This is a genomic window from Legionella lytica (assembly GCF_044626755.1).
GTDB lineage: Bacteria > Pseudomonadota > Gammaproteobacteria > Legionellales > Legionellaceae > Legionella > Legionella lytica_A.
On sequence record NZ_JBGORX010000003.1, the window covers coordinates 179,410 to 204,473 of the forward strand.

Consider the following 25,064-nt stretch of genomic DNA (forward strand, 5'->3'; position numbering starts at 1 on the left):
TTCTGGTGGTGGGAGCCAGCCAAGTTATCCCCTAGTAAAGAGGCCTTAATAGCTCATTTGAGAGGTAGTCATCGTCAACGTTCGCTCAAGGTTAATAAGATACAAGTATAATCAAAGAGTGAGGCTTTATGAGCTTTGTTTTAGGATTAAGCCGCACTTCCTTTAGATCAAAATTTTTTAGTAATCAATATCTCTATGAGCTCAGCTCATAGAGATTGTTTTACATTAGCCTAAAAACCAATGCAATACTTTATACGATAAGATAGTTAAGAGCGATGCTGCAGGTAAGGTCAGCACCCACGACATGAAAATATTGCGAATCACTATCAAGTTTAATGCACCAATACCCCGTGCTAAACCAACACCCAGCACCGCACCTACTAGGGTTTGAGTTGCTGAAACTGGAATACCAATGCTGGTTGACACCACAACCGTTGTTGCTGCTGCTAAGGTTGCGGCAAAGGCACGGCTGGGAGTAAGGGCGGTAATGGAGCTACCTACGGTTTCAATTACCTTTCTTCCATACATCAATAAGCCCGTTACTACCCCAACACAGCCCAATAAAATAATCCAGGCGGGATAATTATTGGCATCAAACGTTTGATGAGAATGCATCACCAGGCTATGAATGATGGTTAATGGGCCAACAGCCAAGGCCACGTCGTTTGAGCCATGGGCAAAAACCATAGCACAGGCCGTAAGAGCCATGAGTACCGCAAAGTATTTTTCTACTTGAATAAAACGTTCCCTGCGTCTGATTCTTGGGTGCTCAGGTATACGTCGAATAAAGATCATTCCAATCAAGGTAATAACAATACTGGTAGCCAGGGTTACCGCTAAATTTTGTTTAAAATTAAAATGAATCCCAAAATGGTGCAAACCCTTAAATACGGTAATAAATGATAAAATAGTACCAATTAAAAACAGGTAAACAGGGATGTAAATTTTTGCTTTGGCTAATGGGTTACTTTTCACAAAAATGGTCTGTTGAATGCTGATAAATAGCATGTATCCAGCGATTCCTGAAATCAGGGGGGAGGTAATCCAGCTGATTGCAATATGACTTACCTGATTCCAATGAATGGCATCAGAGCCAAGCACTACCGCGCCAAAACCCACCATTGAACCTACTAACGCATTGGTAATGGATACGGGAACCCCAATATAACTGGCAAGGTTCATCCAAATAGTACAGGCTAATAAAACCCCGAGCATCCCTTCAATGAGTATTAAGGGTTGCTCCGACAATTGACTGGTATTGATGATCCCATCGCGCATGGTTTCGGTGACTTCGGTTCCACCAATAAATGCTCCTGCAAATTCAAAGATAATCGCAATGAGCATAGCCTGCCGCGCGGTGATTGCTTTTGAACCCATGGTGGTGCTCATGACGTTGGCCAAGTCATTGGCCCCCACCCCCCAAGTCATTAAAAAACAAAGAATAATAGCAATACAAAGATAAACAAATGAATAATCCATAGGAATTTACTACCGAGCAATTAGAATTTGTAGTCGACTGCCCACTGTTTGAGCGTTGTCAGCCAAGTCATCGATCCATTGGACCAATTTATAGAGGAAGATTGTATCGATTGCCGATAAATCTTTTTCGATTTCAAAAATACGGTGTCTTATTTTTGCAAGCCGTTCATCGCTGTCATGCTCTATTTCATAGAGAGTCATAATCATTTCTTCAACGATTTTAACCTCAGAGCCTCTAAACCCCGTTTCCAGGAGTTCATCCAATTCATTAATAGCATTACATGCTTGTTTGGATGCATCCAAACAACGGTGTAAAAATGGCATGAACAGTGATGTCAGTGCTTCAGGAATTATCATTTTTCTGCTGATGATAATATTAGCAATGTCCTCTGCTTTGTTGGCTATGCTGTCTTGAGCGCTAAGCAACTCAAGCAAATCAGTGCGGGAAACAGGTAAAAATAAGCCTGTGGGTAAATGAAGCCGCAGATCTCGTTTAATGAGGTCAGCCTCTTTTTCCAAAGACACAATTTTGTTTCTAATACTGGTTGCTGCGGGCCAATCTTTTTTTAATACAGCTTCAAAAAATGGGTATAGCTGTTTTGCACATTGATGTACCTTACGCATGTGCTGTTCTATCGGCCTTATTGGAGAAGGACCAAACATGTTAAAAATGCTACCCATAGTGATCTCGGTAAAAAGATTTTGTTGAAGTATACCCAAACTTTTATAGGAACAAAACCCATTGACTCCGGATATTGGTGCTACAATTGAAAAGATTAGTTGTTTTTTATGTATATTTTGAAGGTACATTGTCGTTAAAAAAGAATAAATCGTGCTTACAGGGAGTTTGATAATGAAACGGCTATGGTTAATTGGGCTATTTTTTTTCGTAAATAATGTATTTGCTCAAGAATTAATTACAAAGGTTATTCAGTTACAGTACATCCCTGCAGAAAAAGTAATTAAATTAATGGAACCTTTGATGCCAGAAGGGCAGGCACTCAGTGGCACAGGACAAACCTTGGTGACCAAGGTGGATGCAAAAACGCTAACGCAACTCAGAACAATCTTGCATCAGATTGATGTGCCTCCAGTTACTTTTAATGTTTTTGTTTATCAAGGAGACCCCCAGTGGCTTAGCGCTCAGAACGATAATTCAGTAACATACAGTACTCAGACTCAATCGCAAATGTTACAAAGTCAATCGGTGCGGGTAATGAATGGTGAGTCGGCTTTGGTTACGATGAATCAAGAGGTACCCATTGTGACCTCTGTCGGTGCTGGCTTTTATGGCTCTGGCGTTAGTTATGAGCAGCATCAGATTAAAAATGGTATTTTGGTGCAGCCGGTTTTGCGTGGTTCACAAGTGGAATTGTCCGTGCGTCGTTTAAGAGAGCAAATGAATCCTGCTGGTGGACAACAATTTGATAATCAAAAAATCGATACTAAGCTAATGATTCCTCTTAATAAATGGGTTTCTTTAGGTAGCCCGGAAGGAGCACAACAAACGGATAATTCATCGCGGTCTTTTTCCGCAGGCAATACCTTTGCTCAGCAATCAGCATTGTACATTAAGGTTACTATCATGGGGCAAAATCCTGCTGCACCAAAGAAAAACACAAATGCAGTTGATACTTGGTGATTAGTAAATGGGCACGTTGTTTATAGTGTATAATTAAAATAGACAGCTGCTCTTTATGAGGAGGCAGTATGACAACAATAAACTCTTTGGCAAACCATTTGTTGATCGCGATGCCTTCACTACACGATCCAAATTTTGAAAAGACAGTGATTTACCTGTGTGAACATCGCGAGGAAGGGTCTGTAGGTTTAATTATTAATCGCCCGATGCAGTTTTCCTTATCTTTAGTTTTTGAGCAGTTGGATATTGAGCCCATACGGGTTGAGCAAAGTAGTTTGCCTTTAATGTTTGGAGGCCCAGTACAGCCAGAGCGCGGTTTTGTGGTGCACAAGGACTTGGGTGAATGGCGTTCCAGTTTGTTTTTACAAGAGGACGTGACGGTAACCACGTCCAATGATATTATTCGCGCCATTGCTGACGATAAGGGACCAAAAGATGTTTTGGTTACTTTGGGTTACAGCGGTTGGGTGGATAATCAATTGGAAAAAGAAATTTTGAATAATCTATGGTTAGTTTGTCCATACCGTTCAGAAATTCTCTATGAAGTTCCTTTTGAAGATCGTTGGGAGTATGCCGGATTAACTTTGGGCATCAAAATGAATCAACTGAGTGTAAATTCTGGTCATGCCTGATGGTGTATATTTAGCTTTTGATTTCGGTTACAAACGTATTGGTCTGGCTGTAGGGCAGCGATTAACTTGCAGCGCATCGCCTTTAGCGACACTGCGTGCGCAACAGGGAGTACCTGATTGGGACGCGGTAGAAAACGTTATTTCTCAGTGGAATCCCCAAGCATTGATTGTAGGGATTCCTACCTGTATTGATGGCAGCGCACTCTATACCACTGCCGCGGCAAAACGTTTTGCCAAACAATTGCGTAAACGCTTTGCTTTGCCGGTACATTTAGTCGATGAGCGTCTTTCTACTGTAGAAGCTCGTGGTCAGCTATTTGAACAAGGCGGGTATCGTAAAATCAAACAAACCGAGGTGGATAGCATTGCTGCCTGTGTTATACTCGAGCAGTGGCTGCAATATCCTGAATGAGGTTTTATGAAGCATTTTCTAGAAATTAGTCAATTATCTCGCCAACAAATCGAATCTTTATTACAGCGTGCCTTTTCCTTTAAACAACAAAAAAATTATCCTGCCTACTCGCAGCATACGGTGGCTAATTTATTTTATGAAAACAGCACACGGACTCGAGTCAGTTTTGAGTTAGCCGCGAATCATTTATCGATGCCGGTGATTAATTTGGATCTGCAAAGCTCATCTGAAACTAAAGGTGAGGTAATTGAGGATACGATCAAAACGCTTGCGGCAATGGGAATTCGTCACTTTGTAATTCGTCATCAACAAGATGGTTTGCAACAAAGTCTGGCCCAAAACTTGGGTGAAGGTATTCACATAATTAATGCTGGAGATGGGACCCATGCTCATCCAAGCCAGGCATTACTGGATATGATGACGATTCTGGAGCGTAAACCAAAATTAGAACAATTAAAAATCGCGATTTTGGGAAACATCCGTCATTCACGTGTTGCTAACTCCTTTCAATGTATCTCAAAAGCCTTAGGGGTGGGGGAGTTGGTTTTAATCGCCCCAGCACTTTGGCAGCCCCAGACGCTCCATTACGGGCGCGTTACGACTAATATTTGTGAAGGTTTGGCTGATGCAGATGTGGTGATGTGCCTGCGCGTACAACGGGAACGTTTACTGGCGGATGATCAGATGGATTTAGAACAGTATCGTCACGACTTTGCCTTAACTGAGAAAAGCCTGGCTTTAGCTAAGTCGGATGTGATGGTGATGCATCCAGGCCCCATGAATCGAGGCATTGAAATTGATTCTAATATAGCTGATGGCACTCATTCATTTATTCTACAACAGGTGCAGAATGGCGTATTTGCACGTATGGCGGTTTTTGATGCGGTGGTAAATCAATAATTAAATCAAAATAAATTCGCTCATTAATCGACGTGCCACCGAAAAGCTGTGGCACATCGATGATGTGATTAGCCAGGACTTCTGTCTACTTTGGTTTTTGCAAAGTATGTTTAAACGACAATGCTTGCTGTAAATGCGCTAAATTTACAGCGGTACTTCCACCCACATCAGCGATGGTTCGCGCGACTTTAAGGAGGCGATGATAGCCTCGCGCCGATAGTTTGAGTTGCCTCATAACTCGACTTAAGAATTCTTGTTCCTTAGTACCGATGTCACATACTTGTTCACAGGCTTTTGCACTTAAATTGGCATTGAGGCAATTCTGGCGCGCCATTTGTACTGTGCGTACTTGGATCACTTGTTCGCGAATTCGCTCACTTTGTTTTTCTGGATTGCTGTTGGGTTTTATTAACTCTTCTTGGCTTAAGGCTTGGATGGTGATTTGCATATCTATACGGTCTAGGAGTGGGGCGGAGAGCTTGCCTAAATAGCGATTAATGCGATCGGGGCTGCATAAACAGTCTGCCTGGCTATTTCCCCATTGCCCGCAAGGACAAGGATTCATGGCGGCTAGTAATTGAAAGCTGGCGGGAAATTCCACTTGTGCCGCAGCTCTGGAAATACAAATCGTGCCCGATTCTAAAGGCTGTCTTAGCGTTTCTAATACATGGCGGTTAAATTCAGGTAACTCATCTAAAAATAATACGCCATTATGGGCCAGGGATATTTCTCCGGGTTTGGGAGGATTGCCACCACCTACTAAAGCCACCGGCGAGGCCGTATGATGCGGAGCACGAAAGGGGGGCGATTGCCATTCAGTAAAATCAGGCAGCTTGCCACGAAGGGAGCTAATCGCGGCACACTCTAAGGCTTGGGTTTCTGAAAGGTGCGGCAATAAGGTGCTAAAGCGTTTGGCTAACATGGTTTTACCACTTCCTGGAGCACCACTGAGCAAAATGCTATGGCCTCCAGCGGCGGCAATTTCCATCGCTTTTTTGGCATGAAGCTGTCCTTTTATTTCTGACCAGTCCAGTTCGGATTGACTGCTATTTTGTTCGGGGCGAGGAGGTAGAAAATGTAAAGGGGTTCCTTGACATAGATAGCTACACACCTCCCGTAAGTTACTGGCGGTGCTGATATTTTGATAGCCGGTTAATGAAGCTTCGATGGCATTCGCATTGGCAATAATTAAATGATTATTACTTTTATGGGCAGCAAGGACGGCAGGAATAATCGCAGAAATACCACGAAGCTCTCCACTTAATGCAAGCTCACCAATAAATTCATGATGCAATAAGCTTTGTTGGGGGATTTGATTTGATGCAGCAAGAATGCCTAATGCGATGGGTAAATCAAAACCACTACCTGTTTTTGGGAGATCGGCAGGACCTAAGTTGACGGTGATTTTGCGGCAGGGAAATTCGAATTGGCTATTGATAATGGCTGAGCGTACTCGGTCCTTACTTTCTTTGATTGCAGTTTCCGCAAGTCCTACAATCGCGAAGCTTGGCATCCCATTCGATAAATGGACTTCTACGGATACTGGGTGCGCTAATATACCTACGGTACTACGTGTCTTTGTAAATGCAAGATTCATGTGGATTAATTTCCTTGTTAATCGGTTGGACTTTGTTGGTCTGCGTTCATTTCTACTTCCTGGTCAAAATGAACTAGGCGCTAGTTTTTTATTTTTCTTTTTTCTTTTTCTCACTATGACTCATTAATTCATTAACCTGTTCTTGAATATGGTCTAATTTTTCGCGGGTCCGTGCTAATACTTTGGTTTGTACGTCAAATTCTTCACGAGTCACTAGATCCATGTGTGAAAATGCGGCATGCAACACTTCTTTAAATTTTTGTTGGATGTCTTTTTCAATGTTTTGTAGACTTGGAGGAAGTGCTGCGAAAAGTTTTTTCGCTAAATCGTCAAATTGTTTGGGGTCGAACATGGTTCACTCCTTTATTATATTTGTAACGAGTCTAACAAAAGTATCAACCTAAAAAAAGCATACGGAATATATTATGAAAATGATTACTGCGATTATTAAACCATTTAAATTGGACGATGTGCATGAAGCCTTAATGGATATCAATGTACCCGGGATTACTATTTCTGAAACACGTGGATTTGGACGGCAAAAAGGTCATACAGAATTATATCGCGGAGCAGAATATGTTGTGGATTTTCTCCCGAAGATTAAAATTGAGCTGGCTTTGCCTGACGATATGGTTGAAGCGGCGATCGAGGCAATTTGTAAATCGGCTTATACCGGTAAAATTGGCGATGGGAAGATTTTTGTTTATGATTTGCAGCAAGTTGTGCGGGTGCGTACTGGGGAGATTGGGGCTGATGCTTTAAGCTAGCTAGAGGAATGTCTATAAATGCTCGTTATGTCAGCGAGCAATTCAGGATTGCATGCTTAGTACATCAGAGTGACTTCGTCATCATCTCCCTAAAATGATGCGATTATTGGCTATGCTGGGTTACGCCAATAAATCGCTCGTTGAGTAACCACTGCATCCAGAGGAATATCCCAGGGATGAGGCTGAATAAAATTCACCCGCTGGAACTGATAAGCTACACCCACTAAGGTGCAATTCGTCTTGTCTTTAAATGTTCTATCGTAATAACCCGCTCCCATTCCTAAGCGTGTACAACGAACATCGAAAGCAACTAAAGGCATTAAAATTAAGTCTAGCTCTTCTGCGGGTATTGCTAAATCATGACTCACATCAGGTTCAGGAATGCCATAGCGATTCTTTTTAAATGGAGTCACAGGCGTTGCTGGTAAAAAGGAAAGCGTTAAATCTTCTTCATTGATTGCGGGGAAATAGCAAAATTTTCCTTGCAAGGGTGCTGTACTCCAAATACCACTTAAATCAATTTCTCCATTCACCGCAAAATACAAAGCAATACGTTTTGCATGTCGATATTGTTCCAAAGAACGTATACGAGTACATACTTGATTGGACGATGTAGTGCTATATGCAACAGACATTTTAGAACGTATCTGTTTCATGGTATCTCTTAATGCTTTTTTTACTTTGTCCGCCATATTGATATAGATCTCTATATGTTCTGATTAAATTATCATTTTTTTATGCTCAAAGTTCAAGTGATTAGGCTAAGGGAATATGGCTAAAAAATGAGAGCGTTTTCTCTTTTTCTGTTAAGGCCGAAAATGAAAGTTGTTGCTCTTTTAGTAAAATTGAATTCTTGTAGCACAAATATTATTTTTATCGCAATGCCCCGACAAATTAAACTGCTTAAAACCCTAGGCAAAGAAAAAAAAATAAGGTATATACGCGTTTCGGTTTTACCCGATTAGACATATTAATAAATCATTGAGAGAACGTTATGAGTGATTTGTTTGAAGAAAATGATGATGATACTACGAGCGAAGTAGCTGAAGAGTTTGACCTCGAAGAGGATTTGGAGATTGATCCAGAAATCGAAAATGCGAATCCTAAAGATCTTGATGCGCGCCGACGTTTAGAACAAATGTTGGATGAAAAGCGTTTACGAGATGAATTGGATGATTTTGGAGACTATTAGACAGCACCCAGATTATGCATACCCACGTGTTCATGGAGGAGGAGGAGAGTAAAGTGTTCGCAGCAGATGATCGTATCCTTTTAGGAGAAGGATTGTTTGAGACACTTAAAGTAGTACATGGCAAGCCGTGCTGGGCTGATTTACACTGGCAACGGCTAAACAGCTCCGCACAGCAGTTAGGTATTCCTTTCACTCTTCCCTATGAGCATTGGTTGCAACATTTAGTAAAAAGAATCCAAAAAGATCAGCTGGTTAATGGGGGAGTTAAGGCCATATTAAGTGGCGGGAGTGCACCTCGTGGTTTGACTCAATATGGGCAGCACAGCCAATTAGTGTTGCAAAGCTTCCAATTTACCGCTCAAACACAAGCTTTACGTTTAATTTCTGCCCCCTGGTTGCGGGATGCTGCAAATCCAATCTATAGTGTAAAATCAGTTAATTATTTAGAAGCGATTTTGGCGCGACGTCAGGCGCTGACGGCGGGTGCGGATGATGCCTTATTTTTTAATTCAGAGCATCATGCAACAGAAACCACCTGCGCCAATTTATTTATTATTCAGCAGCATGCTTTATTCACTCCGCCACTGACGGATGGTGTTTTACCGGGTATCACGCGCTCGAGGATTCTGACCTTCTGTCAGCAACACCATATTCCCTGTTATGAACAATCATTAACCCAAGCCAGAATAGAGGCAGCTGAGGCGGTTTTTATCACGAACTCTTTACAGGGGCTTCAAGTGGTTCGCTCTTTCGCAGGGGTTAATTTTATACTAAGTCATCCTTTGCTTGAGCGGCTAAGGTCTTTTTTGACGGATTGAAGGAAACGCTATTCAGTTTCAGGCCCCCTAATTTACATAAACACAGCAGCAACAAAGCAAGTCCTAAAATAATAATACCACTACGACGATAAAAAGAGCCTTGTTCTGATAAGGCATCCATTCCGGCATAGCCCAAATAAGTATAAATAATTTCTAGCGGAATCAAAAAAATAAAAGTGGTTAATAAATAGGTACGAAATCTTATTCCGGTCACGCCCAAACCGTAATTGACCAGACTAAAGGGAACTATAGGAAATAAGCGCAATACTGCAACGGACATCCAGCCTTTTTGTTCTACGCCGCGAATGAGCTTCATTACATTGCCATTTTTATTTTGCGACAGCCAAGTGCCACTGAAATAGCGAGTAATTAGAAAAGAGCAGGCGGCTCCCCAAGTTGCACCGAGTAAGTTGAGCAGGGTACCTAGGGTGGGACCAAAAAGAGCACCTCCGGCTAAAGTAATGACCATTGTTGGCACAAACATAATGGTAGCCAGGCAATAGATGATGATGAACAGCACGGGGGCGAGCCATCCTAATTGTTCAACCCAGGAGATAATTGCTTGGGCGTATTTATGAAAAAAGAACGCGGAGCTACAAAATAAGGTGAACACTATGGCAATATAAACGAATTTAGCGGGATGAGTGTCGGTCAATTAATTAAGACTCCTTTCGACAAATTTTTTAGGCTATCTAGGAACGCTGTCATATTACTGAATTTCACTATAAGAACACAATCCATTACATGCCCTGAGGGGCAATAATCTTGCAAAATTAAGATTGATTGGGTATAACCGATGGCGAATTTTTTATTTAGAGATAAGAGATATGGAACAAGTCGCGTGGAAAGAAGGGCTAAAGCAACGTGCCCAACGCTGGATTAAAGCAGCATTAACCTATTGGTTTCGAGTCAGTTTGCAAGGTGAATATCAGCCTGAAGCTAATTCTGTAATTATTGCCAATAGAACGTCCAAAATCGATTTATTATTGCTTGCAATGTTATTGCCTGAGCGCTTAACCGTTGCCTTACATCCCCATGCTACCGGGTGGTTCTGGATGAAAATGATGACTCTATTTACCGATGTCATCGCCGTTGATTCAACTAGCGCACAAGCGGCCAGAGCTTTGGTTAAAGCTATTCGTGCGGGCAAGCGTTGTGTTATTTTTCCTCAGGGAATTGGACTTCAGGAAGATAGTCTTCGTGTTTTTGATGGCCCAGGGTTGATCTTAAAAAAGGCAAGAGCCTCGGTGATCCCTATCCGTATTGAGGGAGCACAGCACAGTATATTTTCCATTAGTAAGGACAAGAATCGTATTCAAGCTCGTCCTAAAGTAACGCTGTATGTATCACCGGCCCCTTCTTATTTGCGCCTTAAAGATAGGTCTGTCGATAGGGCTACTGTTAGCTTGCGCTTATTTCGCCTAATCAGTGAATTAACTTTTGCAAACAGCTTTCGTCCGAAGTCTTTATTTCGTGCCTTAATTGATGGTGCCTATTTAGGTATTAAGCACAAAGCAAAGATTGAAGATTCGAATCGCACCCCGCTGAGTTATCGTCAATTTTTGGCGCGTTGTTTTATTTTAGGGCGACAAATTAAAAAGCAAACTCAGGCTGGCGAGCACGTAGGCGTGATGATGCCTACTACTATTGCGGGGATGGTGACTTTTTTCGCATTGCATGCTTATCGCCGTCTTCCGGCGATGTTGAATTTCAGCATGGGCTTTTATAATTTGTTTTCTGCTTGCCATTCAGCGGGAATAAAAAATATATACACTTCAAGACAATTTGTGGCTACAGCTAAATTAGAAACTTTAGTGGATGAGCTACAAAATGCGGGCTTGAAAATACATTTTTTAGAAGACTTTAAATCCTCAATTAATTTGGGTCATAAGCTTTCGGGCTTAGCCAAAGGAATGTTTCCGGTATGGTCCTATCAATTGATTGGCGAGCCCGTGACTCCTGAGCAGACTGGGGTGATTTTATTTACATCGGGATCTGAGGGTATTCCAAAGGGCGTCGTCTTAAGTCATTCCAATATGCTTGCTAATTGTTGGCAGTTGACCTCACGTGTCGATTTCTCTTCACGCGACATATTTTTTAATGCCTTGCCTATATTCCATTGTTTTGGTTTAACTGCGGGGGGCATTCTTCCTTTAGTGACAGGGTTAAATTGTTTCTTTTACCCTTCTCCTTTGCACTACAAAATTATTCCAGGCCTGGTGTATCAGTCTGGCGCAACCATTATGTTTGGTACTGATACCTTTTTAACTGGTTATGCGCGTGCTGCAGAACGGCATGATTTTAGTAGTATTCGTTATATTTTTGCGGGTGCAGAAAAGGTAAAACCAGAGACCATGCGTTACTGGAGCGATAATTTTGGCGTCAAAGTGTATGAAGGTTATGGTGCTACGGAAGCATCGCCGGTGATTTCAATGAACTGTCCTTTGGCCTATGTTCCAGGAAGCGTAGGAATGATGTTACCGTTCATGGAGCGTCGTATTGAGCCGGTGGATGGAATTGCTGAAGGAGGACGTTTGTTCCTACGAGGCCCGAATATCATGCAAGGTTACTTGTCTTCGGAAAAGCAAGGAATGGTTAATGGTCCTCAAGATGGTTGGCATGATACTGGAGATATTGTCACCATGGATGAAGAAGATTTTATTACTATTGCCGGACGTGCAAAACGTTTTGCAAAACTGGCGGGTGAGATGGTTTCTTTAACCGCTGTTGAGGGAATTGCGGCATCTATTTGGCCTGAGTTATTACATGCTGCTGTTTCTAGAAAATGTGCTAAAAAAGGTGAGCAGATTCTCTTATTTAGTGAAGCAACTGAAGCAAACAAGGCAAGCTTCATTAAGAAGGTGCAAGAGTTGAGCTATTCTGAACTGCTGATTCCCTTTCAAATTTATCCTGCAGCAAAGATACCTGTATTAGCCTCAGGAAAAATTGATTACATTACTTTAGAAAAACAACTAGAAGAAACTACCTCATTATAATCCTTCTAGCCTGGTTGCTGGCAACCAGGCTACCTAGCTATTATTTCTTTAATAATACATAACTGCCCGGAGCATCCATAATAGGGAGGTGTTTCAAATTGTCAAAAATCGGGGCTGGAATTAATTTTCCGGAATGTGTTTTTAACCAATCCATCCATTCAGGCCACCAGGAGCCTCCATGTTCGCTTGCATGTGCTAGCCACTCCTCAGGGGTGGAGGGTGCATGATGGTTTACCTTATAGCCATATTTGGTGGCTGTTGGCGGATTAATAATTCCTGCGATATGCCCTGAGCCGCCTAAAACAAAGCGTTTTGGCCCACTCATCAGCTGATAACCTGTATAAGTGGTTTGCCAGGGAGCAATATGATCCTTTTCCGTCGATAGGAAAAATGTAGGTACATCAATGCTGCTTACATCGATGGGGGTATGATTCAGATGAATTTTGTTGGGCTGCGACAGGTTATTATGCAAATACATCCATCTTAAATATTGAGAATGCATGGTTGCGGGCATATTCGTCGAATCAGAGTTCCAATATAAAATATCAAAGGGAACAGGATTTTGCCCACGTAAGTAATTTTTGATAAAAAATGACCATACCAAGTCATTCGCTCTTAATGAGTTAAAGCTGGAAGCCATAAATTTTCCGGCCAAATAGCCTTTAGACTTCATTTCATTTTCCAGCTTGGCAATTTGTTGCTCATCAATAAACACGGAAATATCACCGGGGTCACTGAAATCAATCATGGCTGCCAAGAATGTGGCGCTGTGAATTGAATTATCCTTATGGGCTTTATTATAAGCGAGAAGCAAAGACAATAGGGTGCCGCCAATGCAGAATCCTAAGGTATTAACCTGAGGTACCTGCATCTGCTCTTTGATGACGTTTATCGCCTCCTGAGGGCCTTCTTTTAAATAGTCATATAAGCTTTTATGCGCAAAGCTTGCGTCCGGGTTTATCCAGGAAATAATGAATACCGTAATCCCTTGTTCTACTACCCAGCGAATAAATGAATTATGCGGGCTTAAGTCCAGGATATAATATTTGTTAATCCAGGGTGGAATAACTAATAGAGGTATTGATTTTACCTTGGTGGTCGTAGGTGAATACTGGATGAGCTCCATCATTTCATTTCTAAAAACCACTTTTCCAGGAGTAACGGCCAGATTCTTGCCAATCTTGAAGGCATCCACATCGGTCATTTTAATCATTAGGCGTGAGGAGCCAACTTCTACGTCTGAAAGTAGATTATGTAATCCATGCAGTAAATTTTTGCCGCGACTTTTTAGGGTTTCATCCATTAACTGTGGATTGGTATGCACAAAGTTTGCCGGCGAGAGAGCATCTAAATATTGTTTGGTAAAAAACTTGATGCGTTTGGCGGCATTCTTATCTGAATACTCCATTTTTTCAAATAAGTCATTCATATGCTGTGTTGCTAAAAGGTAGTGCTGGCTTAGCAAGTTAAAAAAAGGATTATGCAGCCAATCTTCGCCACTGAAGCGAGAGTCAGTGATGGGCATTGATTTTCCCTCAAGCCAATGGGCGAATTGGGTTTGTGCCAGTTCCATGGCATCTTTCCAATAGGTTAATTGCATTTCCCATATTTTCTCTGGGTTTTTTAGCATCACCGACACTACATTTTGAAAGTGCTCTGTTAAGTCAATGTATTGGTCAATCAAGGATGACACATCCAGCGGCTTTTGTTGAATGTCATTAATAATCTGCAGGCTTTTTTCTGCTACAGCATGCATTAAATCACTAAACTCTCTGTCGTGGGTCATTCCTTAACTCCTGGGACACAAATAACATGAATTCTTTATTTTGGAATGTTTATTGAGGATTATCAAGCAATTGGATAATTTTTTGCATTAAGGGTAGGGCCGAGGAAGAATAGTAACCTAAAACTTCAGGTATTACTTGTCTACAATAAGTACTGGAAGGATGATAAATGCAATGAAAAGGAGACGCTAATGAAGAAAATATTGGTTTTTTTATGCGGATTAGGAGCGCTTTACTCTGCGTATGCAAGCTGTGGGGATGTTAGTGGGAGCGGAACCTACCATAATAATGGTGCAGGTATGAATACTAATCCTCCTCCTAATTCCCCGTCTCCACCTAATCCTAGTACTACTCCGGCTCCAACGCCCACTCCAAGTAGTGTTCCTGGTGACAATGATGGTTTAGGGAATGGAGGAAATACTCAAGGTATTGGTACCGATAAAGGCGGTGGTAACGGTCCCGCGCATTAAATAGAGATAAGATCTGGATTGCATTGCCGTCAAACTAAGGAGAATAATTCTTCTCAGTTATGACGGCATTTTTCAGGACTATTTTTAAATAACATGTCTGGGGTACGCTTGCAGTGCTAAGCAGTTAAAGTATCATGTTTCTTTAGCTCACTTTCTTCGAAGTTAAGGCTGCTCGCTTTTAATTGATTCATATAAGCGTCTGTATATTCAATAATACGGGTCCCTTTTTCATTTAATTCATTTTCGCTATAAAAAATGTCCCAATCTTTTTTTTCTGCTATCCATATTCTAGAGGGATTATTATTTTTTTTAGACACCGAACATAAATCAGTATAGGTTGTAATAGTTTGAAAAGTTGTTAAATACCGTTTTAGCTCATCACGATAGCTTTTGATTCTTCCCATCATACACGAGTCGACGTCTAAATTTTTCAGTAAAAATTTGTTTAAACCTAAATCTTCATTAAGGATATTTGCTAATTCTTCAGCCTCGTATCCGGCAATTAAGTTATTCTGAATATCACTTTGAGCATTAATAAGTATCGAATCGCCATGTTGTAATCTAAATGCTAAATAGGAGATATTATTTGGTTCATACAGATTTACTATCGATTGGGTATAGCCTCTTGCTTTGGCCTCTGCTAAAAGTTGTCGAAATTTTGGTGCTTGAGGTACGTAGACGAATCTAAGCTCTTGCCCGTAAATATCGGTTAAAATGGAGCCTGCGTCAGTGCCAGAAATTATTTCGTGCATCATTTCTTCTATTGATTCATCGCTATAACTATAAAGCTCAATGACATGAGTTTTATTTGAATCAAAAAATTTAGCAAAAGACATATTTCTCCTAACACATCGGTATAAATGAAAACCATTTTATCATTGAAAGCTTATGGTTATCTTAAGGGAGTGAGTCTTTGTCTTAGGAGATGGTGGGGTTATTGAATCAATATAGCTAAAGAATTTTGGCATATACGGGAGCTCTGCTCGAAATGCATTGCTCCCGGTCATTGCAACGGGGTAATTATTTACGCGCAAAAACTAATAAGGACCAGCCATTAAGGTTTTCTTGGCTTACCAGCATAAAGAGATGCGTGTAGTCTTCAATAAGCAGAGGTGCTTGCTCTTGGAGTATTCCAGAAACGACCAGCATGCCGTCGGGTTGCAGCAATTGCTGGAAACGCTCTTTAAGCATCATTAATGGTGCTAACAGGATATTGGCAATAATTAAATCTACGGGATTTCTTAGCTCATCAGGGAAACTAATGAGAAGTTTATTCGTGTCAAGACCATTCGTCAGCGCATTATTTTGCGTTGCTTGTAAGGCTTGTTGATCAATATCCACCGCATAAACTTCCTTAGCACCTAATTTTAACGAAGCTAAAGACAAAATACCGGAGCCACAACCATAGTCAATAATCGATTTGTGTTGCAAGGCTGCTTGTTCTAACCAAGTTAAGCATAAGGAGGTCGTAGGATGAGTTCCGGTACCAAAAGCCAATCCCGGATCCAGCATTAAATTAACTGCTTCAGGTTCCGGGGGCGTTGACCAGGTTGGGCAAATCCATAAACGTTGACCAAAACGCTGTGGTTTAAAGTCATCCATCCACGCACGTTCCCAATCCCTATCCTCGAGGATTTCCAGGGTTAGGGATAACCCTGGGTGTATTTGCGTTAATTGATCACGAGTGTACTGCGCCTGAATGGCCTCAGGAAATAAGGCCTGCATGATTACCTCAGGCCATAACGGAGTTGTTCCTGGTTCAGGCTCAAGCACTGGATTGTCGTTTTTATCGGTGAGCATAACCGACAGGGCGCCAAACTCTTCCAGTTCTTCACTTAATTGCTCTATTTGCTCAACAGGGCAATGTTCTATTTTTAATTGAAACCACACAATATTAACCTTTCAACATTTTTTCCAGATAATGAATATTCGTACCGCCAGCAACGAATGATTGGTCGTGGAGGATACGTTGATGCAATTCAATATTCGTTTTGATGCCGTCAATAATAATTTCATCTAAGGCATTGCGCATGCGAGCAATAGCTTCCGCTCGTGTTGCACCGTAGCTTATGAGTTTCCCTATCATAGAATCATAATTAGGGGGCACGGTGTAGCTACTGTAAATATGCGAGTCAAAACGAATTCCTGGTCCACCTGGTTGATGCAGCAATTTGATCATTCCTGGAGAAGGCATAAACGTCTTAGCATCTTCAGCATTGATGCGACATTCGATGGCATGACCGCGAAGTGTAATGTCATCCTGGGTTAAGGTCATTGGTATCTCGCTGGCAATTTTGATTTGTTCTTTAATTAAATCAATACCAGTAATCATTTCCGTGACGGGATGTTCTACCTGAATACGTGTATTCATTTCAATGAAGTAAAAACAACCATCCTGATATAAGAACTCAAAAGTTCCCGCACCACGATATTGCAATTCTTCACAGGCCTTAATTACGGCTGCCCCAATTTCTTTGCGTAATTCCGGGCTGATGCCAGGGGCAGGGGCTTCTTCCACTACTTTTTGATGGCGACGTTGCATGGAACAATCGCGCTCACCTAAATGAATCGCTTTTCCTTTACCATCACCCAATACCTGGAACTCAATGTGGCGCGGATTTTCCAGAAATTTTTCCATATAAACGGTGGCATTGTTGAAGGCTGCTTTTGCCTCACTGCGGGTTAAAGCAATGGCGGTTAGCAAATTAGATTCGCTATGTACGACACGCATTCCCCGTCCACCCCCACCACCGGCAGCTTTAATAATCACTGGGTAACCAATTTTGCGGCCAATTTCCAGATTATGGTGCTCGTCATCGCCTAAAGGGCCGTCAGAGCCTGGAACGCAGGGTACCCCGGCTGCTTTCATCGCATGAATAGCCGATACTTTATCGCCCATCATGCGAATGGTATCACCACGAGGGCCAATAAATTTAAATCCACTTTGTTCGACAATGTCAGCAAAATCAGCATTTTCCGATAAAAATCCATAGCCAGGATGGATGGCTACGGCATCGGTGATTTCTGCTGCAGAAATAATTGCTGGAATATTAAGATAACTTTTTTGCGCTGGAGCAGGGCCGATGCATACGGTTTCATCCGCAAGTCGCACGTGCAGTAGATCTTTATCTACATCCGAATGCACGGCTACGGTTTGAATGCCTAGCTCTTTACAGGCGCGCAAAATACGAAGCGCAATTTCGCCGCGGTTGGCGATAACAATTTTATTGAGCATTAGTGCACCTTTTATTCAATAACAAACAAGACTTGGTCATATTCAACCGCTTCGCCATTTGCTACTAATATTTCAACAATCTTACCTGCACGATCGGCTTCAATTTCGTTGAACATTTTCATCGCTTCAACAATACATAGTACATCACCAACTTTTACTGATTGGCCCACAGTAACAAAAGGGGGGCTTTCAGGGGATGGAGAGGCGTACAGAGTACCTACCATAGGAGAGCGTACTTTATGGCCGGAACTCATTGCAGCTGCAGGTTTGCTTTCATGAGCAGCAGGGGCGCTTGCAACAGGAGCCGCTTCAACCCGAGGCGCTGGAGCAGAAACATAATGAACGGCAGGTGCTTCAACAGGAGCATTGCTGTAACGGCTTAATCTTAAAGACTCTTCACCTTCTTTGATTTCAATTTCAGAAATACCGGTTTCTTCTAATAATTCGATTAATTTTTTTATTTTACGAATATCCATTATTTGGTTCTCTCTAATTCTTCGATAATTGAGGTTAATGCAAGCGAATACCCTTGTGCACCCAAACCACTGATGGTGCCTTTGGCAATATCAGAGAAGTATGAGTGATGACGAAAAGCTTCGCGGGAATAAATGTTACTAAGGTGTACTTCAATAAACGGTATGGCAACTGCACTTAGTGCATCGCGCAGGGCTATACTGGTATGGGTATAACCTGCGGGATTGAATATAATGTAATCAATCTTGTCGGCACCTGCTTGTTGAATCACATTGATTAACTCTCCTTCAGAATTGCTTTGATAGCAAGATAGCGCTACCCCTGCGCGAGTTGCTTCTTGAGTTAAACGAGAATTGATCTGATCTAACGAGAGAGCACCATAGATATGGGGTTCTCTTGTTCCCAGAAGATTTAGATTGGGGCCATGCAAGACCAGGATTTTTTTCATCATTCCGTAATTATAGAATAATTTTTGGCAAATTTTGCCTTATCTTTAGGTAATTGTCCATATCCAAGAGGATCTCGGCATGTTCTCTGCACGTTAGTTTGCTTTTTACCACATAAGGCCTACAAGAGTTTGGGCGTAAGTTTCCTGAATCAAATACAAATGCATTTAGTATTTTCAAAAACAATAAAATTGTGCTAGCTTGGATTAGTTTGTTGAGCTGTAGCGGTTTTATACCTAAAAAAACATTATTTGTTCGCCATAAAGGGTGACGTTTTTAGGATTTATAACTTTTTCGGTGTGACTCGCCCTTGAAGCTAACAAGTTATTCCATGGCTTGATTTTCAGGACGATTATTGGTTTTGAAGGAGAGTTACTTTTATATGTAGTAGAGTTGCAATTCAAGGAGTTAATTTATGCATCAAAATTACTATCTGTCGCCTTTGGCTGTTGCTTTAGCTTTAGGAATCGCTTCACCTGTGCGCGCTGCAGAGCCAATGCCTTTACATCAGGCATCGATTACTCAATTAAAACAAAAGTTTTCGCTGACTACTCAAGGTGCCTCTGTGGGCACTGATAGTCTAAGTTTTGTAAGAGAACATACCGACCGCAACAAAATGACCCACGTGCGTATGCAACAGCACTATGCAGGATTTCCTGTTCATGGCGGTTATGCAATTCTTCACAGTGCCTATCCCGCAAAATCACTAGGACAAGCCCAAGCTAATGTAGCGATGAATGGCGTTGTTTACCAGGGTTTACAATCTGAATTAGGCAAACCAGAAGCTTCTTTTGTTAAAAATGCGCCTGCTGCTTTAGAGCAATTTAAAGCTCAATACGCAGGGAATGAATTAAGCGAAGAGCATGTTGCGCCCATGGTTTATGTTGATGATAAAAATCAAGCACATTGGGCCTATAAGGTGAGTGTTTTCGTAACTTATAAAGATAAAATTCCTGCTCGCCCAACAGCAATTATTGATGCTAAAACACACAAGACCTTTGTACAATGGAATGATGTGAAGACAGCAAAACCAGTCGTTAAAGGGTTTGGTTTTGGTGGAAACAGCAAAACGGGTGAATATAAATATGATGGTGGTGAATTCCCTTATTTAGAAATAACACGTGATGAGGGTGCTGCTGCCTGTTTCATGGAAAATACGGATGTGAAAGTTATTGATATGCTCCATAAGTACAGCGCAAAAACCAAAGCAATGAAGTTTGATTGCCAAACAAATGACTCAGGCATTTACATGACTGGTTATAAAGGGGATGGTTATGATCGCGAAAATGGAGCTGCATCACCAACAAATGATGCTCTTTATGCTGGTTATGTTATCAAGCACATGTACCATGATTGGTATGGTGTTGAAGCCTTAACCAAGTCTGATGGTTCGCCAATGCAATTAGTAATGCGCGTACATTATGGTCAAGGTTATGAAAATGCATACTGGGATGGTCGTCAAATGACTTTTGGTGATGGTGATACAATGATGTATCCCTTAGTATCACTGGGGGTTGGCGGTCATGAAATCAGCCATGGTTTCACGGAACAGCATTCAAATCTTGAATACTATGGACAATCTGGGGGTATGAACGAAGCATTCTCTGATATGGCAGCACAAGCAGCTGAGTATTATTCTGTAGGAAAAAATACTTGGAGTATTGGTGGTGAGATCATGAAAGAAGACAGCGGTTACGATGCACTACGTTATATGGACGTACCGAGCCGTGACGGTTCCTCTATTGACTCCGCCGACGAATATTACGGTGGTTTAGATGTGCACTATTCTAGTGGAGTGTACAACCGTTTATTCTATCTGATGTCTACTACGGAAGGTTGGAATGCTCGTTTAGCCTTTGACGTAATGGTTAAAGCCAATATGGATTACTGGACACCGTATTCAACTTTTGATGAAGGTGCTTGTGGGGTGATTAGTGCCGCATCTGATTTAGGTTACTCAGTGGATGCTGTGAAAGCCGCGCTAAAAACAGTAGCGATTAATTACTCTCGTTGTACTTCTAGTCGTTAATTTATCTGTAAAAAGGCCTAAGAATTGTTTCCATTCTTAGGCCTTTTTATTACTTAAGGTTTGTAAATAGTGTCGCTTGATTGCCCGTAATCAGGTTTTTTGGTATGAGCAATCGTTTATTTATAAAATTCAACCAACATCCGCCCAATAAGCTCGGGCTTTTCCATATGAATATGATGACCACCTGCTAATCGATGTACCACCATGTTTTTCACCGCTTTAATCCGGTTTTCCATGATTTCCGTATCAAAAGCAAATCCTTCATTACTTAGTAATAAATGAGCCTTAGTGTTGATACTGTGTAAACAGGAGAGTACTTGTTCTTCAGTCATGCGCAGTGGGGTGGGGGCTATTAAGCGTCGATCATGACGCCAATAAAAGCGTCCCTCCTGTTCCACTAAACCACGTTCACAAAGAAGTCGGGCAATCTCTATAGACACATAACCTTTTTGTGAACGGGTTAAGGCTGCACTTTCAAATTGCTCATAACCTTTGGGGGGGCGATGCGCGTGGCTAATAAATTGGGCGTATTCGGCTAATTGATTGCATGCTGTTTTTGCTGGAGCCGAAAAAGGGCCTAAGGCTTCGATTAGATAAAGGGAGTGTAAGCGCTCAGGAGCAACACCTGCGACTAAGCTGCCCATGCAAGCACCCATTGAATGACCTAGTAAATGTACTTTATCTAATTTTAGGGCTTTAATTATTTCGATAATAATAAAAATGCCATCAAAAAAATGATAGTTACATCCAGGCGGGAGGTGAGAGGATAGTCCATGGCCTGGAAAATCAACGGCAATCAAGTAAAAGTCATTTTGCAAGTATGGGGCCAGCAGGGCAAAGCTGTTGGCATTATCTAACCAGCCATGTAAGGCGAGAATGGGGGGATTTTGGGGATTTCCCCATGTTTTGCCGGCAATTGAGAATCCGGGGATAGAAAGGGTTATTTCTTGCATTTTATATTGGTTGTACCCGTAACAAGTTATGTTTCAAGTATAAACCAAAAGCGAATTAGCGGTTAATATGTTGCTTTAAACTAAAGAGCAATTGATTATTTGTACAAATAATGATGATGTTAGTGTTTTTTTTCTCCAATTTAATGATATGCTTAGTAAGAAAGTTTCACGTTAGGGAAGGGTGAGGTGATGCCACACGAAGCACATAGCGTGTCTTTGATAACATATAACATCCATAAAGGTTTTGGGGTTGGCGCTATTCGTTTCTTGCTTCCTAAAATGCGAGAAGCAATTGGCAGTTTGAATCCTGATTTTGTTTTTTTACAAGAAGTCCAGGGCGAACATCGAAAACGTAAAAAACGAATTGATGCCTGGCCTGACTCCCCTCAGTGCGAATACATTGCCGAAAACATTTGGCCGCATTATGCCTATGCCAAAAATGCAGTATATCAATCAGGACATCATGGGAATGCAATTTTAAGTAAGTATGCTTTCAAAGATGTCGAGAATATTAATTTAGCAAACATAAAACGTGCTTCTCGAAGCATTTTGCATGCTCAATTGGAAGTAAATGGCGTGATGGTTCATTTATTATGCGTGCACTTAGGTCTTTTTAAACGAGAGCGAATGGAGCAATCTACGGCCTTAATGCAGCGAATTAAAGAAGTGGTACCTGCTCATGAACCTTTGCTGATGGCCGGAGACTTTAATGACTGGCGCAATGTACTTTCCCAGCCATTAGCTGAAGATTTAAATGTGGAGGAGGCTTTTATTTCTTTAGAAGGGCAACATGCCCGTTCTTTTCCTGCGATTCGCCCCGCACTTTGTGTTGACCGTGTCTATTTCCGCGGCATGCGCGTACAGGAGGTTGCTTGCTTACAGGGAAAACCTTGGCGAATGCTCTCGGATCATTTACCGCTTTATGCGCGTTTTGAGTTGATAGAAGGTGTACAACAGCCACAACTTAAACAAAAGTCGTAGCTTAAAGGCTGTCTCATACTTACATACATAAGGTAGATTTAGGAACATGGAAAAAATTGATACTCCTTGCTTAGTGATCGATTTGGCTAAACTCGAGATAAACATTGGCCTGATGCAGAATTTAGCCACCCAGATGGGAGTTGGCCTGCGCCCGCATTGTAAGACGCATAAATGTTCGCGAATTGCGAAACTACAACTTGCCGCAGGGGCTATTGGCATTTCCGCAGCAAAGCTTTCCGAAGCAGAAATCCTGATTGAACAGGGAATTGTCGATATTTTAATTACCTCACCTATTGTTTCTGAATGCAAATTACAGCGCTTGGCTCGTTGTTTAAAAAAAGCACCAAGACTGCTTTTAGTGCTTGATAATCCGCAGAATGCCGAGGCTTTAAATCAGCTTGGACATACTCTGAATCAACCTATTCAGGTGTTAATTGATCTTGATCCGGGAATTGGTCGAACTGGTGTTCATCCTAATAATGCGCTGAACTTTGCTCGTTTCCTACAAGAGCTACCCTGGCTGCGAGTGCAGGGAATGCAGTGTTATGCAGGAAATTTACAGCATGTTGCTGATTATCAGGAGCGTAAAGAGCGCTCTTTAAAAACTATGGAAATGGCCTCGGAGATCTTTCGTGCGCTGCAACCGCTTTTTCCTGAATTGCATATATTAACCGGTTCTGGCACCGGGACGTTTGATATTGATCCTGATGCGTCTGAAGTTACCGAAATTCAACCGGGTTCTTATACGGTTATGGATGTGCAATATGAACGTATCGGCTCTAAAGATAACGCGCAGCAGTTTAGACAATTTCAAAATGCCATGACGCTTTGGAGTACCGTTATTAGCAGCAATAGATCAGAACATGTTACGGTCGATGCGGGGACTAAGGCTATTTATTTTGATCCTAAGTATCAACCTCGGATTATTAGCCATCCTCACTTATCTTATGATTGGGGTGGATTTGGCGATGAACATGGAAAAATTATCGCTCCAGGAGTTTTGCCAAGGAATGGAGACTTAATTGAAATGGTGGTTCCTCACTGTGATCCAACGATTAATCTGTATGATCAATTTGTGATGGTTCGGGATAATGAAGTAGTGGAGATATGGGATATTGATTTAAGAGGGAAATCGCAATAGAAATAGGAAACAGGTAGGCTGGGCTGTGAGGCCCAGCAAACAAAGCTTGTGCGAGTCCCTTATTATGGACCTAGCATGGGCACGATATTATTCCATATCGTTTTGATAATCACCAAGGCATGCCAAGCTGTTTAAACGAGCGCGTTTTAACAGGGCATCTTGAGCCGTATTGATATTTTCTTTTTTCCCACCCCAAGCCGCTAAGCAATCTTCTTGCAATGCTCTGCCGTAAGAGAAGCTCAGTAACCATGGTTGGTGGATGATGTTATTAATGGCGTTTAAGTTCGCTGTAGCTTGCTGTGGAGTTTGGCCACCAGATAAGAAGTTGATGGTGGGTACCGCTGCAGGAACATTATTACGGAATACACCAACAGTGTAATCTGCAACTTCATCAGGCTCGCTGAATTTAGCGTTTGCTTTACCACAAGTAACCATGCTTGGCTTTAAAATAATGTGTTCTAATTCAACTTGGTGAATAAATAGTGCATGGAATACTTCATGTAATACAATTTCAGAAACTTCAGCACAGTGTTCAATGCTGTGATCACCATCCATTAACACTTCCGGTTCTACAATCGGCACGATTCCTACTGATTGGCAGGTGGCTGCATAACGCGCTAGGTTTTCTGCGCCAGTTTTTATTGCCGATAAGCTGGGAGTAGTGTCTGAAATAGAGTAGACGTTACGCCATTTTGCAAAGCGTGCACCTAATTTTTTAAAGTGCAATAAACGTTCAGCTAAGCCATCTAAACCTTGAGTAACTTTCTCATTTTCAGTGTTAGCTAAATCAACAAGTCCTTTATCTACTTTGATTCCTGGAACAATACCTTGGTCCGCAAATAATTTTGCAATGGGAGTGCCCTGCTCATCAGTCTGTTCAAAGGTTTCTTCAAATAAGATTACCCCATTAATGTATTTTCCTAAATCAGGAGTGGTTGCAAGCATTAAGCGGTAATCTCTACGATTTTGCTCCGTGTTTTCAATATTAATGGAGGCAAAACGCTTGCCAATGGTTCCATTGCTTTCATCTGCGGCTAAAATACCTTTGCCTAGTTGTAACATGTCATCCATAGTGGCTGATAATTCTTCATAGCTCATAATCTATTTGCTCCTGGT

At 41.7% G+C, this 25,064-nt stretch carries 26 protein-coding genes; 12 read left to right on the forward strand and 14 right to left on the reverse strand.

The window, feature by feature from the left end:
* Positions 1–225 precede the first annotated feature (225 nt).
* Both ACD661_RS10505 and ACD661_RS10510 read right to left on the reverse strand, forming a co-directional pair.
* Positions 226–1,479, reverse strand: coding sequence for an inorganic phosphate transporter (locus ACD661_RS10505; protein ID WP_400187809.1), 1,254 nt, complete (start codon positions 1,477–1,479; stop codon positions 226–228).
* A 9-nt stretch (positions 1,480–1,488) separates the two neighbouring features.
* Complete coding sequence (locus ACD661_RS10510) at positions 1,489–2,142, reverse strand: TIGR00153 family protein (RefSeq protein ID WP_400187810.1); 654 nt, start codon at positions 2,140–2,142, stop codon at positions 1,489–1,491.
* A gap of 190 nt (positions 2,143–2,332) precedes the next feature.
* Between ACD661_RS10510 and ACD661_RS10515 the strand changes: the two genes are divergently transcribed.
* The 4 genes from ACD661_RS10515 (at position 2,333) to ACD661_RS10530 (ending at position 5,065) form a co-directional block, all read left to right on the forward strand.
* Entirely contained in the window at positions 2,333–3,121 is a 789-nt protein-coding gene (locus ACD661_RS10515) for a type II/III secretion system protein (RefSeq protein ID WP_400187811.1), read from the forward strand.
* A 68-nt stretch (positions 3,122–3,189) separates the two neighbouring features.
* Positions 3,190–3,753, forward strand: coding sequence for a YqgE/AlgH family protein (locus tag ACD661_RS10520; RefSeq protein ID WP_400187812.1), 564 nt, complete (start codon positions 3,190–3,192; stop codon positions 3,751–3,753).
* Complete coding sequence (ruvX, locus tag ACD661_RS10525) at positions 3,746–4,165, forward strand: Holliday junction resolvase RuvX (protein ID WP_400187813.1); 420 nt, start codon at positions 3,746–3,748, stop codon at positions 4,163–4,165. Before ACD661_RS10520 ends, ruvX begins: the two co-directional genes overlap by 8 nt.
* Before the next feature lie 6 nt (positions 4,166–4,171).
* Entirely contained in the window at positions 4,172–5,065 is an 894-nt protein-coding gene (locus tag ACD661_RS10530; protein WP_400187814.1) for an aspartate carbamoyltransferase catalytic subunit, read from the forward strand.
* 85 nt (positions 5,066–5,150) lie between these two features.
* On the opposite strand, the gene ACD661_RS10535 is transcribed toward ACD661_RS10530, so the two are convergent.
* Positions 5,151–6,662: a YifB family Mg chelatase-like AAA ATPase gene (locus tag ACD661_RS10535; RefSeq protein WP_400187815.1), complete on the reverse strand. Its 1,512-nt coding sequence runs from the start codon at positions 6,660–6,662 to the stop codon at positions 5,151–5,153.
* Between the two features lie 88 nt (positions 6,663–6,750).
* Positions 6,751–7,014 (reverse strand): ubiquinone biosynthesis accessory factor UbiK, encoded by a 264-nt coding sequence (ubiK, locus tag ACD661_RS10540; protein WP_400187816.1) that lies wholly within the window; start codon positions 7,012–7,014, stop codon positions 6,751–6,753.
* Between the two features lie 73 nt (positions 7,015–7,087).
* Between ubiK and ACD661_RS10545 the strand changes: the two genes are divergently transcribed.
* Positions 7,088–7,429, forward strand: coding sequence for a P-II family nitrogen regulator (locus ACD661_RS10545; protein WP_058533172.1), 342 nt, complete (start codon positions 7,088–7,090; stop codon positions 7,427–7,429).
* A gap of 110 nt (positions 7,430–7,539) precedes the next feature.
* Here the strand turns inward: ACD661_RS10545 and ACD661_RS10550 are convergent, their stop codons facing one another.
* Positions 7,540–8,121 (reverse strand): 5-formyltetrahydrofolate cyclo-ligase, encoded by a 582-nt coding sequence (locus ACD661_RS10550; RefSeq protein ID WP_400187817.1) that lies wholly within the window; start codon positions 8,119–8,121, stop codon positions 7,540–7,542.
* A gap of 302 nt (positions 8,122–8,423) precedes the next feature.
* Here ACD661_RS10550 and ACD661_RS10555 point away from each other — a divergent pair, with 302 nt between their 5' ends.
* Positions 8,424–8,621, forward strand: coding sequence for a PA3496 family putative envelope integrity protein (locus ACD661_RS10555; protein ID WP_400187818.1), 198 nt, complete (start codon positions 8,424–8,426; stop codon positions 8,619–8,621).
* 14 nt (positions 8,622–8,635) lie between these two features.
* Positions 8,636–9,439: an aminotransferase class IV gene (locus ACD661_RS10560; protein WP_400187819.1), complete on the forward strand. Its 804-nt coding sequence runs from the start codon at positions 8,636–8,638 to the stop codon at positions 9,437–9,439.
* Here the strand turns inward: ACD661_RS10560 and ACD661_RS10565 are convergent.
* Positions 9,387–10,061 carry a TVP38/TMEM64 family protein gene (locus ACD661_RS10565; protein ID WP_400187903.1) on the reverse strand — a complete coding sequence of 225 codons (675 nt, stop codon included), beginning with the start codon at positions 10,059–10,061 and terminating at the stop codon, positions 9,387–9,389. The two genes, ACD661_RS10560 and ACD661_RS10565, sit on opposite strands and share 53 nt — an antisense overlap.
* A 205-nt stretch (positions 10,062–10,266) precedes the next feature.
* Between ACD661_RS10565 and ACD661_RS10570 the strand changes: the two genes are divergently transcribed.
* Positions 10,267–12,435 carry an AMP-binding protein gene (locus ACD661_RS10570; protein ID WP_400187820.1) on the forward strand — a complete coding sequence of 723 codons (2,169 nt, stop codon included), beginning with the start codon at positions 10,267–10,269 and terminating at the stop codon, positions 12,433–12,435.
* A gap of 40 nt (positions 12,436–12,475) precedes the next feature.
* Here ACD661_RS10570 and ACD661_RS10575 read toward each other — a convergent pair whose 3' ends face one another.
* On the reverse strand, positions 12,476–14,221 hold the full coding sequence (locus ACD661_RS10575; RefSeq protein WP_400187821.1) for a PHA/PHB synthase family protein: 1,746 nt from the start codon (positions 14,219–14,221) through the stop codon (positions 12,476–12,478).
* A gap of 189 nt (positions 14,222–14,410) precedes the next feature.
* Here ACD661_RS10575 and ACD661_RS10580 point away from each other — a divergent pair, with 189 nt between their 5' ends.
* Positions 14,411–14,689, forward strand: a complete 279-nt coding sequence (locus tag ACD661_RS10580; protein WP_400187822.1) for a hypothetical protein — start codon at positions 14,411–14,413, stop codon at positions 14,687–14,689.
* Positions 14,690–14,805: 116 nt separating this feature from the next.
* Here the strand turns inward: ACD661_RS10580 and ACD661_RS10585 are convergent, their stop codons facing one another.
* From ACD661_RS10585 to aroQ, 5 genes are all read right to left on the reverse strand, one after another.
* Entirely contained in the window at positions 14,806–15,525 is a 720-nt protein-coding gene (locus ACD661_RS10585; RefSeq protein WP_400187823.1) for a hypothetical protein, read from the reverse strand.
* A 184-nt stretch (positions 15,526–15,709) separates the two neighbouring features.
* Entirely contained in the window at positions 15,710–16,579 is an 870-nt protein-coding gene (gene prmA / locus ACD661_RS10590; RefSeq protein WP_400187824.1) for a 50S ribosomal protein L11 methyltransferase, read from the reverse strand.
* A 4-nt stretch (positions 16,580–16,583) separates the two neighbouring features.
* Positions 16,584–17,924 carry an acetyl-CoA carboxylase biotin carboxylase subunit gene (gene accC, locus ACD661_RS10595; protein ID WP_400187825.1) on the reverse strand — a complete coding sequence of 447 codons (1,341 nt, stop codon included), beginning with the start codon at positions 17,922–17,924 and terminating at the stop codon, positions 16,584–16,586.
* Between the two features lie 11 nt (positions 17,925–17,935).
* Positions 17,936–18,400: an acetyl-CoA carboxylase biotin carboxyl carrier protein gene (gene accB, locus ACD661_RS10600; protein ID WP_400187826.1), complete on the reverse strand. Its 465-nt coding sequence runs from the start codon at positions 18,398–18,400 to the stop codon at positions 17,936–17,938.
* Positions 18,400–18,846 carry a type II 3-dehydroquinate dehydratase gene (gene aroQ, locus ACD661_RS10605; protein ID WP_400187904.1) on the reverse strand — a complete coding sequence of 149 codons (447 nt, stop codon included), beginning with the start codon at positions 18,844–18,846 and terminating at the stop codon, positions 18,400–18,402. Before aroQ ends, accB begins: the two co-directional genes overlap by 1 nt.
* Before the next feature lie 413 nt (positions 18,847–19,259).
* On the opposite strand from aroQ, the gene proA reads away from it, so the two are divergent.
* Complete coding sequence (gene proA / locus ACD661_RS10610; protein ID WP_400187827.1) at positions 19,260–20,873, forward strand: zinc metalloprotease ProA; 1,614 nt, start codon at positions 19,260–19,262, stop codon at positions 20,871–20,873.
* 116 nt (positions 20,874–20,989) lie between these two features.
* Here proA and ACD661_RS10615 read toward each other — a convergent pair whose 3' ends face one another.
* The gene (locus ACD661_RS10615; protein WP_400187828.1) at positions 20,990–21,826 is read right to left on the reverse strand and encodes an alpha/beta fold hydrolase; all 837 of its coding nucleotides are present in this window, start codon (positions 21,824–21,826) and stop codon (positions 20,990–20,992) included.
* 189 nt (positions 21,827–22,015) lie between these two features.
* Here ACD661_RS10615 and ACD661_RS10620 point away from each other — a divergent pair, with 189 nt between their 5' ends.
* A complete protein-coding gene (locus ACD661_RS10620) occupies positions 22,016–22,807 on the forward strand; it encodes an endonuclease/exonuclease/phosphatase family protein (protein WP_400187829.1) in 792 nt (263 codons plus the stop codon).
* 46 nt (positions 22,808–22,853) lie between these two features.
* Positions 22,854–23,948: a DSD1 family PLP-dependent enzyme gene (locus ACD661_RS10625; RefSeq protein ID WP_400187830.1), complete on the forward strand. Its 1,095-nt coding sequence runs from the start codon at positions 22,854–22,856 to the stop codon at positions 23,946–23,948.
* An 87-nt stretch (positions 23,949–24,035) separates the two neighbouring features.
* On the opposite strand, the gene ACD661_RS10630 is transcribed toward ACD661_RS10625, so the two are convergent.
* Complete coding sequence (locus tag ACD661_RS10630; RefSeq protein WP_400187831.1) at positions 24,036–25,046, reverse strand: class I fructose-bisphosphate aldolase; 1,011 nt, start codon at positions 25,044–25,046, stop codon at positions 24,036–24,038.
* Positions 25,047–25,064 lie beyond the last annotated feature (18 nt).

What these genes read in the sequence shown, in the direction of transcription:
- ACD661_RS10585 (WP_400187823.1), bottom strand. Translation starts at nt 15,525, where the DNA reads ATGTCTTTTGCTAAATTTTTTGATTCAAATAAAACTCATGTCATTGAG.
- ACD661_RS10580 (WP_400187822.1), top strand. Translation starts at nt 14,411, where the DNA reads ATGAAGAAAATATTGGTTTTTTTATGCGGATTAGGAGCGCTTTACTCT.
- ACD661_RS10555 (WP_400187818.1), top strand. Translation starts at nt 8,424, where the DNA reads ATGAGTGATTTGTTTGAAGAAAATGATGATGATACTACGAGCGAAGTA.
- accB (WP_400187826.1), bottom strand. Translation starts at nt 18,400, where the DNA reads ATGGATATTCGTAAAATAAAAAAATTAATCGAATTATTAGAAGAAACC.
- ACD661_RS10620 (WP_400187829.1), top strand. Translation starts at nt 22,016, where the DNA reads ATGCCACACGAAGCACATAGCGTGTCTTTGATAACATATAACATCCAT.
- accC (WP_400187825.1), bottom strand. Translation starts at nt 17,924, where the DNA reads ATGCTCAATAAAATTGTTATCGCCAACCGCGGCGAAATTGCGCTTCGT.
- ACD661_RS10615 (WP_400187828.1), bottom strand. Translation starts at nt 21,826, where the DNA reads ATGCAAGAAATAACCCTTTCTATCCCCGGATTCTCAATTGCCGGCAAA.
- ACD661_RS10515 (WP_400187811.1), top strand. Translation starts at nt 2,333, where the DNA reads ATGAAACGGCTATGGTTAATTGGGCTATTTTTTTTCGTAAATAATGTA.
- aroQ (WP_400187904.1), bottom strand. Translation starts at nt 18,846, where the DNA reads ATGAAAAAAATCCTGGTCTTGCATGGCCCCAATCTAAATCTTCTGGGA.
- ACD661_RS10560 (WP_400187819.1), top strand. Translation starts at nt 8,636, where the DNA reads ATGCATACCCACGTGTTCATGGAGGAGGAGGAGAGTAAAGTGTTCGCA.
- proA (WP_400187827.1), top strand. Translation starts at nt 19,260, where the DNA reads ATGCATCAAAATTACTATCTGTCGCCTTTGGCTGTTGCTTTAGCTTTA.
- ACD661_RS10625 (WP_400187830.1), top strand. Translation starts at nt 22,854, where the DNA reads ATGGAAAAAATTGATACTCCTTGCTTAGTGATCGATTTGGCTAAACTC.
- ACD661_RS10570 (WP_400187820.1), top strand. Translation starts at nt 10,267, where the DNA reads ATGGAACAAGTCGCGTGGAAAGAAGGGCTAAAGCAACGTGCCCAACGC.
- ACD661_RS10575 (WP_400187821.1), bottom strand. Translation starts at nt 14,221, where the DNA reads ATGACCCACGACAGAGAGTTTAGTGATTTAATGCATGCTGTAGCAGAA.
- ACD661_RS10530 (WP_400187814.1), top strand. Translation starts at nt 4,172, where the DNA reads ATGAAGCATTTTCTAGAAATTAGTCAATTATCTCGCCAACAAATCGAA.
- ACD661_RS10510 (WP_400187810.1), bottom strand. Translation starts at nt 2,142, where the DNA reads ATGTTTGGTCCTTCTCCAATAAGGCCGATAGAACAGCACATGCGTAAG.
- ubiK (WP_400187816.1), bottom strand. Translation starts at nt 7,014, where the DNA reads ATGTTCGACCCCAAACAATTTGACGATTTAGCGAAAAAACTTTTCGCA.
- ACD661_RS10535 (WP_400187815.1), bottom strand. Translation starts at nt 6,662, where the DNA reads ATGAATCTTGCATTTACAAAGACACGTAGTACCGTAGGTATATTAGCG.
- ACD661_RS10520 (WP_400187812.1), top strand. Translation starts at nt 3,190, where the DNA reads ATGACAACAATAAACTCTTTGGCAAACCATTTGTTGATCGCGATGCCT.
- ACD661_RS10550 (WP_400187817.1), bottom strand. Translation starts at nt 8,121, where the DNA reads ATGGCGGACAAAGTAAAAAAAGCATTAAGAGATACCATGAAACAGATA.
- ruvX (WP_400187813.1), top strand. Translation starts at nt 3,746, where the DNA reads ATGCCTGATGGTGTATATTTAGCTTTTGATTTCGGTTACAAACGTATT.
- ACD661_RS10545 (WP_058533172.1), top strand. Translation starts at nt 7,088, where the DNA reads ATGAAAATGATTACTGCGATTATTAAACCATTTAAATTGGACGATGTG.
- ACD661_RS10630 (WP_400187831.1), bottom strand. Translation starts at nt 25,046, where the DNA reads ATGAGCTATGAAGAATTATCAGCCACTATGGATGACATGTTACAACTA.
- ACD661_RS10505 (WP_400187809.1), bottom strand. Translation starts at nt 1,479, where the DNA reads ATGGATTATTCATTTGTTTATCTTTGTATTGCTATTATTCTTTGTTTT.